Source organism: Bacteroidota bacterium (genome assembly GCA_016718825.1).
Taxonomy (GTDB): Bacteria; Bacteroidota; Bacteroidia; order J057; family JADKCL01; genus JADKCL01.
On record JADKCL010000017.1, the window covers coordinates 19,124 to 36,054 of the forward strand.

Genomic DNA, 16,931 nt, shown 5'->3' on the forward strand with positions numbered 1-16,931 from the left:
AAGCGTTTCATCATTCGAATTTACATCTGCTCATAATTGACCTTGAACTTTGGGCCGGCATTCAAACCGTCGTTCAAGCCCGTTGGCGTTTGCATCAGCTCGACGGCCTGCAATCCCATGCTATACATGGCGCCGATGGCGGCTCGAGGTATATTCGCTGTCTTCTGCGGGGGATGAGTGCGCATGATGTTACTTCGCCCCGCGCTTGAATCACTTGGTTTGTAGGCGCTCATGTTCAAACACCTTCGGCTATGAAGTATTGATTATTAGTTGAAAATGTTAAAGGTAATGTAATCGCCAAGTCTTTTGGCTCGATCTTCAGGCGATGGTGCAGTTTTGATTCACTGTATCGACGTGCGAATAATGCCCATAACTGCTTGCCCATCCTAGGCAATAGTCGATCCTTAGTGCATCTGGAAATAAAGGATTCGCTTTGTCATCAAACTTGGTGCTCATATATTCACAAACATAATGCTCTTCAAAAGGGGCGCCTTCGCAGAAATCGCCATTGTCATCCTCCATTTCTGCAAATCGAAAGCGATCTTTGTTAAAGATGTCGCCTTTAATGATGAAGCAGTCATTCCAATGGGCCACGGTCTGCGAGGCTCCAACGAATTGGCCGGATAGTAGGCTTGCAAACGCGTATAAACGGTATCAAAAAGCGCCCAAACAAAATTACTATCGGGGAAAATTTGGGATGGTTGGTGTCCAACAAATGGGGATCCAAAATCGGATCTTCAAAGAACAGTTTAGCTATTGTTAGGTTCAGCCCAAGCTGCCCTTCCGGAAATTCATAGGGTGGGTACTTGAGAACTCATATACAATTGCTAAGTGAGGAATGGAATCATTTGTTTCTTTGCGGGACATAGATCTCATATTTATATTGATTGCTGAAGTTGGCGTATCCACCATACCTGCTGGTATAATTCTTTAAAGTGTCGGCAGCCTCAAATGCTGTTTGATTAAAGGCCTTGGCGATGTGTCCAAGCACACAAATCGATGCGCCTGCTTCCGAGGCTGTCCTCAAAAGCTTGTACCTCTTTTGTCGACCGACATGAAACGCATAGTGGGATTTTGAGTTCTGAAAGGCTTTGAAACGTTGCGTACTTTCCAACGTTTCGATTTTGGGAGTCTGCTTGCATGCAAAAAACATGCTGGTAATCGCTGCCATTATCGGCCAAAGGATGGTGTTGAATGCTTTCCAAATGATAGTCAAGCCTGCAAATGGCCTCTCGGTCATCTTTTAGCTCCCCATTTGATTATGTTTCCAAGAAATGCTTCGAATCATACCCCAAGATAACACGCTTGCCGCAGCAAAACCACGGCAAAGCGTTTCTCATCGAATTTACATCTGCTCATAATTGACCTTGAACTTTGGACCGGCATTCAAACCGTCGTTCAAACCCGTTGGCGTTTGCATCAGCTCGACGGCCTGCAATCCCATGCTGTACATGGCGCCGATCGAGGCCCGCAGATTGCCTGGATTGCCATTGAAGGTCTCGTGGAGCGACAACAGCAAGGCCTGATAGCTCTCCGCAAACATCTGCGAAAGCAAAGCCGCGCGAGAACCTTCGGGATAAGCCACCAAACTTGGGTTGTCGATCATCGGGTACACGCCTGCCGGATCGAAGGGGATCTGCGGACCTGTATAAGCCCAGCCGCCAGTCGGCGTTTGGATCAGTTGCCGGCCCTCCACGATCTCCGAATACTTATAATAGTGTGCCAATTCGCCGTCGCCATCCATCGGGTCCTTGGCATCCGTTCCTTCGCCTTGATCCTTGATTTCATCGATCGCGTTGAGGGCATCCTGAAGGCTGTTGATGACATACAGCTTGCCGAGGCCACTCCATTCGCTCACCTGCTTGTCGGCATTCCCGAATGTAATTTGGCCGGAATCGCTCAAATTGGTCAGCGCAGCCTTGATTTGATCGTAAAACCAGCCAATGGTGTATTCGGCATATTCCATGTTGGGGCTGTTGCTCAGGCATTGGCCCGCATTTTGGCATCGAGGTTTGGGGTCCATGCGACGCATCCGTTGCAGGATCAACTCCTCCGGCATTTCAATTTGCATGAAACAATCCCGAATCTGCTCGATCGAACACCGTTTGAGGTTCACCGTGAGGCCATTGCGCAATCCACCGGGCAATCCTCCAGGATAGGTCGGAATGAATCCGGGTTGCCCGATCGACGGACTGCCGCCAATCGAGATCAAGATGTTGCAGGCCAATGACATATGCAGCATTTCCTCGATCACGACCCCGCGAATCAGGCTCGCAACTTCCTCGTTGTGGCCGGGCATGATGCTGTACATGGCCGTGAGATAAGGCGGTATTGTCGAATGCTCCAATTCGATGGCCGTTTGCAGGGCTTGCATCAATTGGGGTACCGAATCCAGATTCACATACGCCGGATTGTCCAGCCATCTAAGCAACATTTCGCGTTTGGGCTTGCTCAGGTCGCGCGTGACGGGCATGTAATTCGGATCGGATTCGGGGTGCTGAAGACATTCTTGAGAATGCTCCGGTGTTTCATCACGAGCCGTATTCCCCAAGTCCACAATCCGTTTCATGACCGGATAGAGGTCGGCATATTGCTGGAAAATGGGCTGGACATCTTCGATCCAGGTGGGTTGATCCGGAATCGCATAGCCGCTGAAAACCAGCAGATTCAGGATTTGGCTGGGATTGCCGATCGCACCGACCACTGGCGGCACCGGCCCCAATTGATAGGCCACGCCATAAACCTGTCCGTCGATGTACCCGCGCGGATTTCCAGGATCGGTTGCTTGGATCGAAATGGTGGCGAGGCCGTTGGAGAGCGTCTTGACTTGAAATCCACCTTTGGGGTTGGTCACTGCGCCCGGGAACGTGATTGCAGACGTCGGAATGCCTGCGGGCGGCCCTGCAAGCGGCCCTTGCGTTTGCTGACCGACCATGTTGGAACTGTCCATTTGGAAGGAAATTGTTGCGCTGGGCATCGGTTTTCCAAATTTGGTCGCGTAGAGCGTGGCAATGTTGGTTTCCGTCGGATTAAAGCGGAATACAAACTGGTCAGCGCGCACATATTGCCCGTTGGCCGATTCGGAAGCGAATACCGTATTGCCGCCGCTACCCGGCTGCACCAAACTGAGCGGATGGTTCCCGACCAGGGTTTTGTTGGCCGGGGTCAATGGAAAACTGACGATGCCCGCTGTTCGGCCATACCAATCGTTTCCAGCATAGGGGACGGTCCCGAGGAAAACGGTGTTTCCTGCACTGTCTTCGGTCGCAAGCATCAGATTTCCAAAGGATTGCAAATGTCCGCCCGCACTTGTCGTGGGAAGGCTATTGCCGAGATCCAAGTGAAGAAAATTGTTCTGCACCGTCGCATAAGCCGTATTCAATCCGGGCGTTGTCCCCGGGGCGGCCAAAATCGTCCGTCCAGAGATAAATTGCCTTGGTTCAGCGGCTTGTTGCGCCCCAATAGCGCCCGTCACACGTCCAAAAGTGAAATCCACCTGCGTATTGTCATCCACGTAGCCATCGACATTGAACTTGATGCTCAATTCGTTGCCTGTTCCTGTTGCTGTCTGCAATTCCTGCAAATAGCGCGAACTTGGCGCGCCGGTGATTCCCTTTTTGAGCTGGATCACGCTTTGGTAATAGGCTCCAAAAAACGAATCCGGCGAGCCTTTGGGATAGCGGACCCAGATGTCTCCGAAGGAGGCCACGGCATAGTCCCCGCCAAATCCGATTTCCGAATTTTTCGCGCCGAGATAGACCTGAAAGCCCCAAATCGCGGAAACCATCTGCTGCTCGGGGTCCAAATCCACCAATTTGCCTTCGACGCGGTCCACCACACTGTTGATAGGCATTCCGACGACGGGATCCAGGTTTGGATCGTCGCAAACCGAACCGTCGAGGTATTCGACTTGCGTCACGAACAATCTTGAAGCGCCATGCGCCGGTACCTTTGGATTCCACCACCCATTGCTCGCCCCTTGCCCAAATTCGTCGTAGTTGGGTTGGAAGCGCGCTGTATTGAAGTGCTCCGGATCATTGTTGACCGTGGAGGGATCTGCCTGGAATTTTCCCGAGAAGATCAGTCTTGGAAACTGCAAATAACTCATTGCTTTAAACTATTGAAGTTGGAATAATTGGTAAATCAATCAATTGGAAACGGAGGAGGTTCTGCGCTTCGAATGCAAAATCAGCCTCCCAATGGCCCAAACAGTGGTTGCCAGCAGCATTACGGCGAGAAATGCATAGAGGCCGCTGTTCAGATCGACGGCATAAGCGCCTGCGATGGCATAGAGGACGGCTGCAGGGATCAGGCCGAGGATGGTGCCCGGAATCAACTGTTTGCGGGGCATTCCTGGAAATGCCGGCAATGATGCTGATCGCTTCGGCGAGGATCGGAATCGGGCGTGAAACAATCAATGCGATCAAACCATGCTTCTGGAAAAAGGTACGTGCGCGGTCCAGGGCCATTTCGCCCATCCAGCGTTTGCCCGCCGCCTCGCCCTTCGTACCAATCCAATGGCCCGTCAAGGTGGCACCCAATCCGCCAAGAATGGAAAGCAGGCTACCTAGAAATACCCCAAAAAGGACGCCATTCACGAACATGATAATGCTCGAAGGTACCGGCGCTACGACATCGGCCACGAGCAAGCCGATTCCTGCCAAGGCGGCCACCCATTTTTCCTGTGCCATCCAGAAATCAGGGCTTTCCTCCAAAAACGGTAAATGCAGGGCCTGGACCACGAAAAAAAGCAGCAGCATCGCGCCCAGCAATACAAGCGTGAACACCCAAAAGCGTCTCATAGTTGATTTTCAAAGTTGGAGCAACCCGCAAAGTGGACCTTGCGATGCTAATTCAAGTATAATTGATTGCTATGAACAATCCAAATGATGATAGTTCGGTCATGCTCCACTATTTCGAAGGGACCAGATTGCTAGTGGTATGCTGGTTCAAAATAAAGGATATAACAGCCCGTGCCGCCTTCCAGTAGGGGAGACATTTCGAAGGGGGAAAAAGGAGCACATCCATCCAGATTCGCTATGGCTAATGATTTTAAGATGCTCGTGCGGGACACCATCTCGTCCCAATAGGTAAATTAACAAAGCCGTTTCCATCGTTTTCTCTATCGGTGCGCGATGATTCGTTGGCCAATGCTCGTTGGTCCCGGAATAGAAAAAGGGGTAGCAAACGAAATTACCTTCTCGTAAGATTTCCAAAACAGGTGCCAATTCCGTCAGGTCGCCGTTAGTTGTGTCAATCGACATGCTATCGGCGGTGAGATGGATTCCACATATCCGTTTAGCAAAGCCATTCGTGGGTGTCCATGTCGAGTAGAATTCTGTATCGGTTCTTGCCCGAAGGGTAATTGTGAAAGAGAGGAGTAAGCCAAGCGTCAAAATAGCGTTTCGAGTAAAATTCATAAGGCTGAAAAACGTTTCCTAAAAGGTCGTGAAATTTGGTGAAAAATGAAAACGCGGATTCAGGATACAGCGCTTAGTCGAATCTCCTTGCAACAGTTGAAGTGTGGGCCTTTTTTGTTCCCAAGTAGGTTTCAAATATATTTTTTGCCTTTTCGAGCATCAGACGACCTCTTGGAGTGGGCAAGAAAAAAATCAAGCAAGACCTTGTGCTTTTAGACCGAACGGTCTTAACTTTGCAATCATGGAAGCGAAAGCCGACCGCACGCGGCGGATCATCATCGAGAAGGCGAGCAGTCTGTTTAACCGAAAAGGTTATCACGGCACTTCCATGAGTGACATTCTCAAAGCAACAGGATTGGCCAAGGGAGGCGTTTACGGGCACTTTTCCGGGAAAGAAGAGATTGCCGCAGAGGCCTTTGAGCACGCCTTCTACAAGGTCATGGACGAATTGGCGATCCGGATCAAAAGCAGCGAAACGGCATTGGGGAAACTCGAAGCCATTCTTGATTTCTATGCACTTTTCCTTTCCGCCCCGCCCGTGGACGGCGGCTGTCCGATTCTGAATCAGTCCGGCTACGCCTTGGACGATGTGCCCGCGATGGCCAAACTCGTTTCCCGCGCGACGCGTACGATGCTCGATGCACTCGTCCGTATCCTCGAGAAAGGCCAAAAATATGGCCAAATCAAAGCAGAAATAGAGGCTGAGGCCTACGCAGAAATTATTTACAGCAGGATTGAAGGTGCCTTGGCACTTGCAAAGGCGACGCGTGACGAGGTGCGGCTGCACCGGTTGCTCGAAGCTTTGCGGCAAGACATGCGCCGAGACCTGACCGCATAAAATTTTTACAAAAATAGACCGATCGGTCTAAATAATAGAAAAGGAGAAAAATATGTTATACGGAACGATGCAACTTCCAAAAGTCCTCCAAAGTGAGGCCATTGTTCGGTTTCAGGATTGCGATCCCTTCAACCACCTGAACAATGCCCGTTACATCGACTACTTCCTCAATGCCCGCGAGGATCAGTTGCTCAAGCATTACGGGCTTGATATCTACGGCCATGCCATGACGACGGGCGCCGGTTGGGTCGTGGGCCGCAATCAGATCGCCTATTTCAAGCCCGCCAAGCTCATGGAGCAGGTGGTCATCGAAACGCAGCTGATTCGTTTTGGCAGCAGGGACATTACCGTAGAGATGCGGATGCTGGACGCAGAAAAAACGCAGATCAAGGCCTTTATGTGGGCAAATTTCATCCACTTCCGTGTTGCGTCAGGCAAATCTGAGGTGCATTCGGAGCAGCTGATGAATATGTTTGGCGAAGTGCATGCTCCGATGGAGGCAGCAACATTCGATGAACGGTTTATGCAGTTGGTCGGCGGGAGCTCGAAGGCTTCGCGGGGCTGATTTGCGATCCCAAAGAAAAAATTCCCCGCAGCGTGGGCTTTACCTACGCTTGCGGGGATTTTTGCCGACTGTTGACTGATGTATTTTAGTCCGAGGCTTACAGGGAAAACTCGGATGAACTGGGTAAGAAGGGAACTGGAGTTTCAGTTTGAGTTCGAGGCGGAAGTTCGATGTGATTGTTCTCGGCGCCCGAACAAGTTGGTGCTCAATTGGGGTGATTTTTGAGTCGTCTTTTTTGTGAACGGCTTCACTTTCAATCTTGATTTTCCCTTCATTTTCAATGATCGTGAACGAGTTCTCTCTCATTCTCAATACTTAAAAATACGTTGGGCCTTTGACATCTCGTGTCAAGGAATTCGAAGTAATTTTTATTTTTATTGCGCTGATTGTAAGGAAAGTATCTCATAAAAAAACAAGGCCCGCCGTTGCCAGCGAGCCTTGCTCAATCAATCGTTTCAGAGAGTAATTTACTGTACAATCAGCTTGCCGGATCCGACGACGCCGGATGCGCTTTCCAAGTTGAAGAGGTAGATGCCAGCAGGCAAACCACTTGCGTTCAATTCGTGTTGTTCGCCGGTGATGCCTTTGTCTTGCAGCAAAATTTTGCCGGTGATGTCGCGGACCGTGAGCGTGTGTTTTTCGCCGCTCAGGTTGTCAAAGCGAATCATCGTGCTGCCGTTGAAGGGATTCGGAGCCACACCCAAATGGATGTTGTTGCGTCCAGGCTGCACTGCGACCAAGGTCGCCAAGGTATTCAGCGTCGTATTGGTCACGACGGCCGAATTGAAATCAAAGTAGATATGCGCCGTGTTGGTCAATTCCGTTCCCAAAGGCAGGGTGCTTTTTGGCGTGATGCGGTAGATGACGTGGCCATGGCTGCCCGGCTCATTGGTGTTGGAATCAGGCAACATGATGTTCCGGAATTCGAAGGCCAATTTGCCAAAATCGTTGTGCCAGGTGAAAGGATGGCTTCCGCCGATCACTTCCAAGGTGCTTTGGTCAAAATCGACATCCAAAGTATCGCGCAAAATCACGTCTGTCGCATAGAAGTTTCCGGTATTTTGGAAGCGAATTTTGTAGGTGAGTTGGGTGCCCGGTGCAATGTCTCCCGAGTTTCCGACACCGGCAGGGGTTGCAGCCTTGTCATTTGGATCGTAGGAGGAAAGTACCGTCATATCAGCACCATCGACGTTATCTCCAGGGGCAACGTCGCCAGCAATCGGATTGATGGTCGCTTGAAATGCTAAAGTTGAGCCGACAACAGTATTGACAGGAATGGTCAAATCGCAAACGACTGCACTTTGGTCACCCGGCATGAGGTTCCCAACATTCCAGGAAATTGTATTTCCAGATTGCGTTCCGTTACCGGATGCCCATGTGAAAATCAGGCTGGGGTCGTAGGTGAAGGTGATTGAGCCACTCAGATAAGTCGTGCCTAAATTTGCGTAATGTATAGAATATGAGCGTGTAAAGCCTGGAACAGGAGGGATGGCAACTAGGCTCACACGAAGGTCATTCATGTTGGCGATGGCGTCGATTCCGAAATTATTGCCGCTATGATAGGCTCCTGTGCCGCCTGAAACCACGGTATGGGTAATCCCTGAAGGTTCCGTGACCTGATGGTAAATCGGTGGAACACAACTAAAAGTGTAGCTTCCTGCAGGCAGGTTCACAGCCCAATTTCCATTGGCGTCAGAAGTCAGGAAGTGGTTACCGGGTTGGATATTCAACGTACTGTTTGGCCAAATGGGTTCGCCAATGTCTTGCGTACCATTGCCATTTGTGTCATGATAGGTCACGCCACTGATCAGGTCGTGGTTGGGGCAAAACGAATCCACCACAATCGAGATGAAGGATGAGTCCCAATCCCAGGTCAGAGAATCCCAAGCGCGAAACGTTGCAAGGTAAGTTCCTGGGCTTGAATAGGTATGCGAAATAGGTTGGCCGGTATAGGTTTGGCCCATACCACCATCACCAAAGTCCCACCATTGCATCGTTTGGGTAAATGTCCCGGTGGTGTCCACGGCATAAAACATTACAGGCGAACCAATACAGGGTGTAAAGGGCAAATAGGAAATTGCATGGCTGTGCATGAATTGCCCTTGAAGATGCGGGGCAAAAAATAGGAACAAGAGCAAGTACGAAAGCAATCCTGATTTTTTCATAAAACTCATTTTTAAGTGCCAATCAATCAGTCGATTGGGACAACAGGATAAAGTTCTTCGGATTACATTCCTTTTGCAAGGTTAATGGTTGCCTTAGTTACGTATCCAAATCTTTATGGTGTATGTATGTGATTGTAAATTAATGTATTGATTCGAATAGGATTTTGCTTTTTAACCGTGTGCCAATCCTCTCCAGAATTCTCGTGATGGAACAGGAATGGCATTCTTGAAGCATTTTCGAAATGCAATACGATGATTAGTATGGGATTCCGAATGAGGCAAATTCCGCGGCTTGATGGGAGCAACAAAAAAACAAGGCCCGCCGTTGCCGGCGAGCCTTGCTCAATCAATCGTTTCAGACCAAGAATTACTGTACAATCAGCTTGCCGGATCCGACGACGCCGGATGCGCTTTCCAAGTTGAAGAGGTAGATGCCAGCAGGCAAACCACTTGCGTTCAATTCGTGTTGTTCGCCGGTGATGCCCTTGTCTTGCAGCAAAATTTTGCCGGTGATGTCGCGGACCGTGAGCGTGTGCTTTTCGCCGCTCAAGTTGTCAAAGCGAATCATCGTGCTGCCGTTGAAGGGATTTGGAGCCACACCCAAGTGGATGCTGTTGCGTCCAGGCTGCACTGCAACCAAAGTGGCAAGCGTATTCAGCGTCGTATTGGTCACGATGGCCGAATTGAAGTCAAAGTAGATATGCGCCGTGTTGGTCAATTCCGTTCCCAAAGGCAGGGTGCTTTTTGGCGTGATGCGGTAGATGACGTGGCCGTGGCTACCCGGCTCATTGGTGTTGGAATCAGGCAACATGATGTTGCGGAATTCGAAGGCCAATTTGCCAAAATCGTTGTGCCAGGTGAAGGGGTGACTGCCGCCGATGACTTCCAAGGTGCTTTGGTCAAAATCGACATCCAAGGTATCGCGCAAAATCACGTCGGTCGCATAGAAGTTTCCGGTATTTTGGAAGCGAATCTTATAGGTCAAGCGGGTACCCGGTGCAATGTCTCCCGAGTTTCCGACACCGGCAGGGGTTGCAGCCTTGTCATTGGGATCGTAGGAGGAAAGTACCGTCATATCAGCACCATCGACGTTATCTCCAGGGGCAACGTCGCCAGCAATCGGATTGATGGTGGCTTGGAATGGCAGTGCAGTACCCACGACCGTATTGACGGGAATCGTCAATTGGCAGGTTACCGATCCAGAAGTTCCAGGCAAAAGGTTGCCGAGGCTCCAAGAAACGGTATTTCCAGCATGCGTTCCATTGTTAGATGCGCCCACATAGATCAGGCTTGCATCGTGGTCAAACGTCAAAGTTGCGTTGAGTACGGTCGTCCCCACGTTTTCATAGTGAAGGTAGTAGGTGCGGGTAAATCCAGGTACCGGAGGAATGGAGTAGAAGCTCACACGAAGGTCATTCATGTTGGCAATTGGGCTGATTCCGAAGTCATTGCCGCTGTGAATTGCACCCGTACCACCGGAAGCGATCGTATAAGATTGTCCCGAAGGTTCAGTGATTTGATGGTAGGTCGGCGGAACACACGTAAATGTGTAGCTTCCCGTGGGCAGATTCACAGCCCAGTTGCCATTCGCATCGGAAGTCATAAAGAAGTTTCCAGGCTGGATATTGATGATCCGGTTGGGCCAATCAAGCTCTCCAATGTCTTGGTTGCCATTGCCGTTGGCGTCATTGTAGGTCGTACCACTGAAGTAGTCGTGGTTGGCACAGAATGAGTCGACGGTGATGTTAAAGAATAACGAATCAGAAAATCCAGAGATCGAGTCCCAAGAATAGAAGTTCACCGTGTACGTGCCTGGGCTGCTGTAAACATGGGAAATGTTGGGTTGCTGTGAGGTGCTGCTTCCGTTGCCGCCGTCACCAAAGCTCCACCACATCCAGGATTGCGTGTAGTTGCCACTCGTGTCAGTTGCATAGAACATGACAGGGGCGCCGACGCAAGGGGTGAAGGGTAGATAGGAGATGACGTGTGTAGGCATCATTTGAGCCTGGCCTAACACGGGAAAAAGAAAGCAAGCGAGCAAGAGTGGAAATAAAAATAACTTTTTCATAAGCCTTACCATTTAGTCTCAACCATAATTTTGATTGTGATAACGATACAAAGATTCGCCACCTGCATTCTCTTTACAAGTCTGTTTGACGGGAATGTTACGTATCCAAATTAATTTTATTGACTTAAATTGTTATTTGTCAATAGATAATCCTGTCTGTACGTGCCATAGATCTGCATAAATTCCACCCTGCAAAATCAGTGCATCATGCGTTCCATGTTCGGCAACACGGCCCTTGTCGATGACCAAAATGCGGTTGGCTTGCCGAATTGTACTCAAGCGATGCGCTACGACGATCGCAGTCCGACCTTGGGCATATTTTTCGAGATTCTCCTGAATTGCCCGTTCGGTTTCGGTATCCACCGAACTCGTAGCCTCGTCCAGAATCAAAACGGGGGCATTTTTCAGGATCGCACGGGCAATGCTCAAGCGCTGCCGCTGCCCGCCGGAGAGTTTGATGCCGCGTTCGCCGACGATACTTTGGTAGCCTTCGGGCAGGCTCATGACAAAGTCATGCAACTGCGCTGCCTTGGCAGCTTCCTCGATTTCCGATTCGCTTGCGCCTTGCTGACCATAGGCGATGTTGTCGGCAATCGTACCATGAAACAGGTAGACATCCTGACTCACCAAGGCGATGTTTCGCCGCAGATCCTTCAGTTTCAGATCACGCAAATCTTCCCCATCCAGCTCGATTTTTCCGTCCTTCACGTCGTAAAAACGCAGCAAAAGCTTGATCAAGGTTGATTTTCCCGAACCGGTCGTTCCTGCAATTCCGATCGTTTCCCCGGCAGCCACTTCAAAGTCAAGGCCTTGCAGGACTGGAACCTCGTTGCCGTAATCAAAGGACACATTTTCAAATCGAATATTTCCGTTTGCACGGCCGATCGCCTTCGCACCGGCACGGTCCACAATCGTGGCTTCCACATCCAGCAAGCCAAAAATCCGTTTGGCGCTCGCCTTGGCGCGCTCATAGCTGTCCAAGGTCGCGCCCAAGCGCGTGATCGGCCATAGCAGCCGCTGAATCATCATCGAAAACAAAACCAATTCGCCGACGGTGATCATGCCGTTGTCTTTCAGGACCCAGTAGCTGCCCAGCAGCAATGTGCCCCCAAATCCGACGGCTACGAGCATGCGAATCAGCGGAACATACACGGCGCTGAGTTTGATCGCCGAAAAATTCGCTTCACGATAAGCCTCCGAATTGGCTGCAACCCGTTCGCGCTCATAGTCTTCTGCGGAAAAGCTTTTGATGACGGCGATGCCGCTCAGGTTGTTTTCCATCCGGCTACCCAGCAATCCGGCTTCGTCACGCATCTTTGCATACCGCGGGCCAACCAGCTTTTGGTAACGGCGGCTTCCCCATAAAATGAATGGAATCGGCACCATTCCAATCAATGCCAATTGCCAGCTCGTCGTGAACAAAATGATCCCTGAAAAGATGAACAGCACGACCAATTGCAGGATTTCGTTGAAGCCGGTGTTGAGGAAACGCTCCAATTGATTGACGTCATCGCTGAGAATCGCCAACGTGTCGCCCATGCGGTGCTTTTCGAAGTAGGCCATTTCGCGGTGTTGCAGGTGGTCGTAGGTGTGTACGCGCAGGTCGTGTTGCACGCGTTGCGCGAGGCGTTTGAAGCCAAAATCCAAGTAGCCATTCGAAGAAACTCTCCACCCCGAAAATCAGGACCGTTAGCACTGAAAGGAAAATCGCCAAGGACCAGGCATCGTCGGTGCGGGCAAGCCAACGCATCCACGCAGGCGCTTCCCCACGTACCGCGTCGATGACCCAGCCCACCAACAACGGCGGCATCAGGTCAAAAACCTTGTTGGTCACGCTCGCGGCAGAAGCCAGTAAAAATTGACTGCGGTAGGGTTGGAGGAATTGAAACAGCCGCCGCATGGGGCGGTCATTCGGATGGGGAATCGCCATGCCCGAAAATTAGGCATTCTGACGGCGAAAAGGAGACTAAATGCAATTATTCCAGCACAATCGTTTTCACATCGCCTTCGATCCGCTCGTCGTCCTTGATCACTGTTTCGGTGTATTCGAGGGTATGGTTGTCTTTGAACCGCGGTGCCTCGACGACCCAATTGCTCGCGGCCATGTACATTAGTTTCGCGTCGAACTTGTCCTTTTTGGCCATCGAATTGCCTTCCAGGGTCAAGACGAAAATCCTTGTAGCCGAAGGGTATTGGGTAGGATTCAAGGCTGTGAAGGCGACTTTTTTCTTGTCCGGCGACCAAGAAAGGCTGCTGATCGCTTCGGTATCCTCCAAGAAGGTCATGTAGACATTCTCCTGCTTCGTGATCGGATCGTATGTACCGACACCGCTGAGTCCGGCATACAGCAAAGTTTTGCGGTCGGGCATCAGATGTAGCGAAACGGGGTAATTCACCTTGTTTTCCATGCCTTTGGCGAGTGGGAGGGGAATGCCATTCGCGTCCAACAGCTGATATTCCGTGCCGCCACTCGCCATCAGGTATTCCTTTTTGAGCACGATGAATTGGTCGGTATGGTAATGGATCGACTTGGCGTATTCCATCTCGGAAGCCTTGAACTCATTCCAATTCATCAACATGAAATTCTTGAAAATCGGCGCGTATTTCGCCACGGACGGATCGACATTTTCTCGATTTCGGCATTGTTTTCTGGGAAAATTTACCCCGGATGGCAAGTTTTGCGCCGTTGTGCAATAGCATCAATTTGGTCGTGAAGGGATCATTGCCGTCACAGACATTCTGGTACATAAAACAAACTTCCAAAATGCCATCCCGGTCCAAATCTATGAGCTGCAGGCTGTTCCGACGAATGTTATTTCGCAAAGCGCCCCGCTGAAATCCTGAATGTCCCATACCAACGAACATTTGCCGTCCACCACGCGGTATTGGTACACATAAATGTCGCGTTTCGATTCCTTTTCATTGGCGTCGTAGCTGAGAAACACGGTATTCTCGCCGGACTCATCCTTCCAAACCAGGCCATCCTTGAAGGTGCCTTTGTAGGTCATGCGCTTGTCGAGGATATTTTCGCGCACATGCGGAAGGAAATACCCTTCGCTCATGGAAAAATAATCCTGTGCCCAGACGCCTAGGAAACAACCGAAAACGGCAAACAAACCGATCGCGAAGACTTTCGCGTTGAACGACAAAACGTTGATTCTGCTCATTTTTCGACCTTCAATTCAGTTTTTTTCTCTTCATCACCTATTTTCACATAGACCCAATAGGTGCCTGGACCCAGGTAAATTTCCTTGCCCTTTTCCTTGCGAAGCAAATTCCATTCCAATTCGTTGTACCCGGGTTTGGCGTGAATGACCCAGGTATGAATGATCTTTTCCTTCGCATCCATGACAATGCATTCACCTAAGTCGCCAACATTTGGGCCCAGAACCATGTATTTAAGTAGCATTTTGGGTTGCCGTGCCTCGGTGAATGGATTGGGCGCCTTGCCCCAATTGTCACGCCATTTGATTTTGTTCGGGGCGAAGACCATCAATTGCTCCGTCGCATCACGTTTGGCAGCCGCCCGCAACTCTTTCAATTCGACAATGTAGATGCTGCGGCCATGGGTTGCGACCACCAATTCCGGTTCGCGGGGATGCACGACCATGTCATACGTAGCCACATTCGGAATTTTGCCGAATGCCATCCAATTCGCGCCGCCGTCGAGACTTGCGTAGCATCCTTGATCGGTTCCCAAATACAGCAAATCGCGCACTTCGGGGTCTTCGATCAGGACATTCGCATTTTCCTCGGGCAAGTTGCCTTTCAAGGGAAACCAAGTTTTGCCAAGGTCGGTCGTTTTGAAGGCATGGAAGGCAAAGTCGTCGTTGCGGTAGCCGGTCAACGTCACAAAGGCCGTGGCCTTGTCATGCGGAGATGGCGAAATGTAGCTGACCCAGAGGCCTTTGGGAAGGCCAGTAGTGACATTCGACCAGGTCGTGCCGGCATCTGTCGTGACTTGTACATTGCCGTCGTCGGTTCCTGCCCAGAGCAGGCCAAACTTGGCAAGGCGACTCCGCCAAGGCGGTGATCGTCGAAAACGGAACATTGCCCTGCGGCTGCTTGTACGTCGTCAAATCCGGGCTGATCCGCTCAAACGCATTCCCCATGTCCAAACTCCGAAAGACATATTGGGCACCCATGTAGATGATTTCGTGGTTGTGCGGACTGCGAATGAGCGGCGTGCGCCAATTCCAGCGGTATTTGTCCTCGCCAATGTCATGCTTCGGGGTGATTTCTGTCGATTCGCCGCCTTCTTCCAGCCGGTAATAGTTCCCGAATTGAAAGCCGGTGTACACAATTTTCGGATTTTTGATATCCGGCGCGACGCACATGCCGTCCCCACCAAAGATGAATTCCCAATCCTCTTCCTTGCCGGCGACATTCTTCGAACTGCCTTTTTGGACGCCGTTGTCTTGCAATCCGCCATAGACATTGTAGGGCTTTTCCATGTCCACTGCGACCGTATAAAATTGACCGACAGCGACATTGTCGAGGTGGCGCACATTTTCGGCGCGGTCATAACTCGTAGAGGCCGCCATCGTTGCCCAACACGATATGTTCCGGATCGCGGGATCAAGCCAAACGACGTGGTGGTCCGTGAATGTCATCCGCATCGAAGACCGCCTTCCAGGTTTTGCCGCCATCGCGTGTGCGCAGGCAGGGCACGCCGGCAATGTAGGCTTCCTCGGGATTGTCAGGCGCGACTTTCATCATCCCGAAATAGTAGCCGTAGGTATAATAAACGTCCTTGAGCGCCTCGCTATGCGTTCTTGTCCAGGACTTTCCGCCGTCATTGGAACGGTAAAGCTCTGCGCCTTTGACTGCGGTGTTGAACAAGGCGGCGTTGGCGTCGCCAAAGTATTCGGCGACGTCTTTGACGGTGTATTTTCCGGCTTTGAGGTCGTTTTTGATGCCGGCTGCTTTGTATTTTTCGGGGAATCCGCTCTCTTTCAAGAACTTGTCGAGGTTGCTGTCAGCAAGGGCAAGGACATCGGCCTGCGTCATCTTGGCCAATGCGCGGGCGGTAATGCCGCCGATGGTGTCTTCTTTTTGGAGTTTGGGATCGGTGTCTTGGTTGTCGAGCACCGCATACACGATTTTGGGATCCGACGGGGCGAATGCGAGGCCGTAGCGGCCGACTTTTTCGCCGGTGGGAAGGCCCGTATTGCTGGCAAGCCAGGTTTCTCCGCCGTCCTTGGACTCATAAATGCCTGAGCTTGGCCCATCCTCGTCAAATTCCCAAGCCTTGCGGCTGCGTTGCCAAGCTGCGGCGAGCAGGTGATTGGGATCCTAGGTCGATGACAGGTCGATCACCCCGGTTTCGGGGTTGATATAGAGCGTCTTGCGCCAAGTCGCGCCTCCGTCGGTCGTTTTGAAAACGCCACGGTCCTCGTTGGTCGTGTACAGCGCGCCGATGCTCGCGACCCAAGCTGTGTTGATGTCGGTCGGGTGCGTAACCACGCGGCTGATGTGCTGTGTGCCCGTGAGGCCCTTGTGCGCCCAGGTTTTGCCCGCGTCGCTCGAGCGATACACGCCCATGCCCGCGTAGGAGCTGCGGCTGCTGTTGCATTCGCCGGTGCCAACCCAGATGATGTCCGGATTGGCGGTCGAGACGGCGATGTCGCCAATGCCCATTGTGCCCTGTTCGTCAAAAATTGGAGAAAACGACATGCCGTTGTTGGTCGTTTTCCACACCCCGCCGCTCGCATAGGCAACGTAAAGCACTTTGGCATTCCGCGGATCGGCATCAAGGTCGACAATGCGTCCGCCCTGCTGCGTCGGGCCGATGTTCCGTGCCGGATAATTGGCGAGCACGGGCCTTGGCGCAGTGTGGAGCGCGTTTGGGCTGCGGATTCGACGGTAGCGGGCG

At 51.2% G+C, this 16,931-nt stretch carries 14 protein-coding genes and 1 pseudogene; 2 read left to right on the forward strand and 13 right to left on the reverse strand.

Translation table 11 applies throughout. The annotated features are described in order from the left end of the window. Nucleotides 1-20: 20 nt before the first annotated feature. The 5 genes from IPN95_19215 to IPN95_19235 all read right to left on the reverse strand — a co-directional run bounded on the left by IPN95_19215 (nt 21) and on the right by IPN95_19235 (nt 4,802). Nucleotides 21-185: a hypothetical protein gene (locus IPN95_19215; protein MBK9451498.1), complete on the reverse strand. Its 165-nt coding sequence runs from the start codon at nt 183-185 to the stop codon at nt 21-23. Nucleotides 186-318: 133 nt separating this feature from the next. Further along, nucleotides 319-522, reverse strand: coding sequence for a hypothetical protein (locus tag IPN95_19220; protein MBK9451499.1), 204 nt, complete (start codon nt 520-522; stop codon nt 319-321). Between the two features lie 322 nt (nt 523-844). After that, nucleotides 845-1,114 (reverse strand): hypothetical protein, encoded by a 270-nt coding sequence (locus IPN95_19225; protein MBK9451500.1) that lies wholly within the window; start codon nt 1,112-1,114, stop codon nt 845-847. Nucleotides 1,115-1,345: 231 nt separating this feature from the next. Then, complete coding sequence (locus tag IPN95_19230) at nt 1,346-4,108, reverse strand: ferritin-like protein (GenBank protein ID MBK9451501.1); 2,763 nt, start codon at nt 4,106-4,108, stop codon at nt 1,346-1,348. Nucleotides 4,109-4,112: 4 nt separating this feature from the next. Then, nucleotides 4,113-4,802, reverse strand: a complete 690-nt coding sequence (locus IPN95_19235) for a VTT domain-containing protein (GenBank protein MBK9451502.1) — start codon at nt 4,800-4,802, stop codon at nt 4,113-4,115. Nucleotides 4,803-5,661: 859 nt separating this feature from the next. Here IPN95_19235 and IPN95_19240 point away from each other — a divergent pair. After that, the gene (locus tag IPN95_19240) at nt 5,662-6,258 is read left to right on the forward strand and encodes a TetR/AcrR family transcriptional regulator (protein ID MBK9451503.1); all 597 of its coding nucleotides are present in this window, start codon (nt 5,662-5,664) and stop codon (nt 6,256-6,258) included. 67 nt (nt 6,259-6,325) lie between these two features. Beyond that, a complete protein-coding gene (locus IPN95_19245; GenBank protein ID MBK9451504.1) occupies nt 6,326-6,823 on the forward strand; it encodes an acyl-CoA thioesterase in 498 nt (165 codons plus the stop codon). A 467-nt stretch (nt 6,824-7,290) separates the two neighbouring features. On the opposite strand, the gene IPN95_19250 is transcribed toward IPN95_19245, so the two are convergent. The 8 genes and pseudogenes from IPN95_19250 to IPN95_19285 form a co-directional block, all read right to left on the reverse strand. Beyond that, on the reverse strand, nt 7,291-8,988 hold the full coding sequence (locus IPN95_19250; protein ID MBK9451505.1) for a T9SS type A sorting domain-containing protein: 1,698 nt from the start codon (nt 8,986-8,988) through the stop codon (nt 7,291-7,293). A gap of 367 nt (nt 8,989-9,355) precedes the next feature. Then, complete coding sequence (locus tag IPN95_19255; protein ID MBK9451506.1) at nt 9,356-11,068, reverse strand: T9SS type A sorting domain-containing protein; 1,713 nt, start codon at nt 11,066-11,068, stop codon at nt 9,356-9,358. Nucleotides 11,069-11,188: 120 nt separating this feature from the next. Then, nucleotides 11,189-12,986: pseudogene (locus tag IPN95_19260) on the reverse strand (ABC transporter ATP-binding protein). Nucleotides 12,987-13,032: 46 nt separating this feature from the next. Further along, nucleotides 13,033-13,629, reverse strand: coding sequence for a hypothetical protein (locus IPN95_19265; GenBank protein ID MBK9451507.1), 597 nt, complete (start codon nt 13,627-13,629; stop codon nt 13,033-13,035). Nucleotides 13,630-13,839: 210 nt separating this feature from the next. After that, nucleotides 13,840-14,223, reverse strand: coding sequence for a hypothetical protein (locus tag IPN95_19270; protein ID MBK9451508.1), 384 nt, complete (start codon nt 14,221-14,223; stop codon nt 13,840-13,842). Further along, nucleotides 14,220-15,107, reverse strand: a complete 888-nt coding sequence (locus tag IPN95_19275) for a hypothetical protein (protein ID MBK9451509.1) — start codon at nt 15,105-15,107, stop codon at nt 14,220-14,222. Before IPN95_19275 ends, IPN95_19270 begins: the two co-directional genes overlap by 4 nt. Before the next feature lie 527 nt (nt 15,108-15,634). After that, on the reverse strand, nt 15,635-16,156 hold the full coding sequence (locus IPN95_19280) for a hypothetical protein (GenBank protein ID MBK9451510.1): 522 nt from the start codon (nt 16,154-16,156) through the stop codon (nt 15,635-15,637). Nucleotides 16,157-16,351: 195 nt separating this feature from the next. Further along, nucleotides 16,352-16,931 (reverse strand): glycosyl hydrolase (locus tag IPN95_19285; protein ID MBK9451511.1); only part of this gene is annotated, 580 nt, incomplete at its 5' end.

Excerpts from the sequence above, each read along its gene's own strand:
- IPN95_19215 (MBK9451498.1), bottom strand. The coding sequence starts at position 185 with ATGCGCACTCATCCCCCGCAGAAGACAGCGAATATACCTCGAGCCGCC.
- IPN95_19220 (MBK9451499.1), bottom strand. The coding sequence starts at position 522 with ATGGAGGATGACAATGGCGATTTCTGCGAAGGCGCCCCTTTTGAAGAG.
- IPN95_19230 (MBK9451501.1), bottom strand. The coding sequence starts at position 4,108 with ATGAGTTATTTGCAGTTTCCAAGACTGATCTTCTCGGGAAAATTCCAG.
- IPN95_19235 (MBK9451502.1), bottom strand. The coding sequence starts at position 4,802 with ATGAGACGCTTTTGGGTGTTCACGCTTGTATTGCTGGGCGCGATGCTG.
- IPN95_19240 (MBK9451503.1), top strand. The coding sequence starts at position 5,662 with ATGGAAGCGAAAGCCGACCGCACGCGGCGGATCATCATCGAGAAGGCG.
- IPN95_19245 (MBK9451504.1), top strand. The coding sequence starts at position 6,326 with ATGCAACTTCCAAAAGTCCTCCAAAGTGAGGCCATTGTTCGGTTTCAG.
- IPN95_19250 (MBK9451505.1), bottom strand. The coding sequence starts at position 8,988 with ATGAAAAAATCAGGATTGCTTTCGTACTTGCTCTTGTTCCTATTTTTT.
- IPN95_19255 (MBK9451506.1), bottom strand. The coding sequence starts at position 11,068 with ATGGTAAGGCTTATGAAAAAGTTATTTTTATTTCCACTCTTGCTCGCT.
- IPN95_19265 (MBK9451507.1), bottom strand. The coding sequence starts at position 13,629 with ATGAATTGGAATGAGTTCAAGGCTTCCGAGATGGAATACGCCAAGTCG.
- IPN95_19270 (MBK9451508.1), bottom strand. The coding sequence starts at position 14,223 with ATGAGCAGAATCAACGTTTTGTCGTTCAACGCGAAAGTCTTCGCGATC.
- IPN95_19275 (MBK9451509.1), bottom strand. The coding sequence starts at position 15,107 with ATGTTCCGTTTTCGACGATCACCGCCTTGGCGGAGTCGCCTTGCCAAG.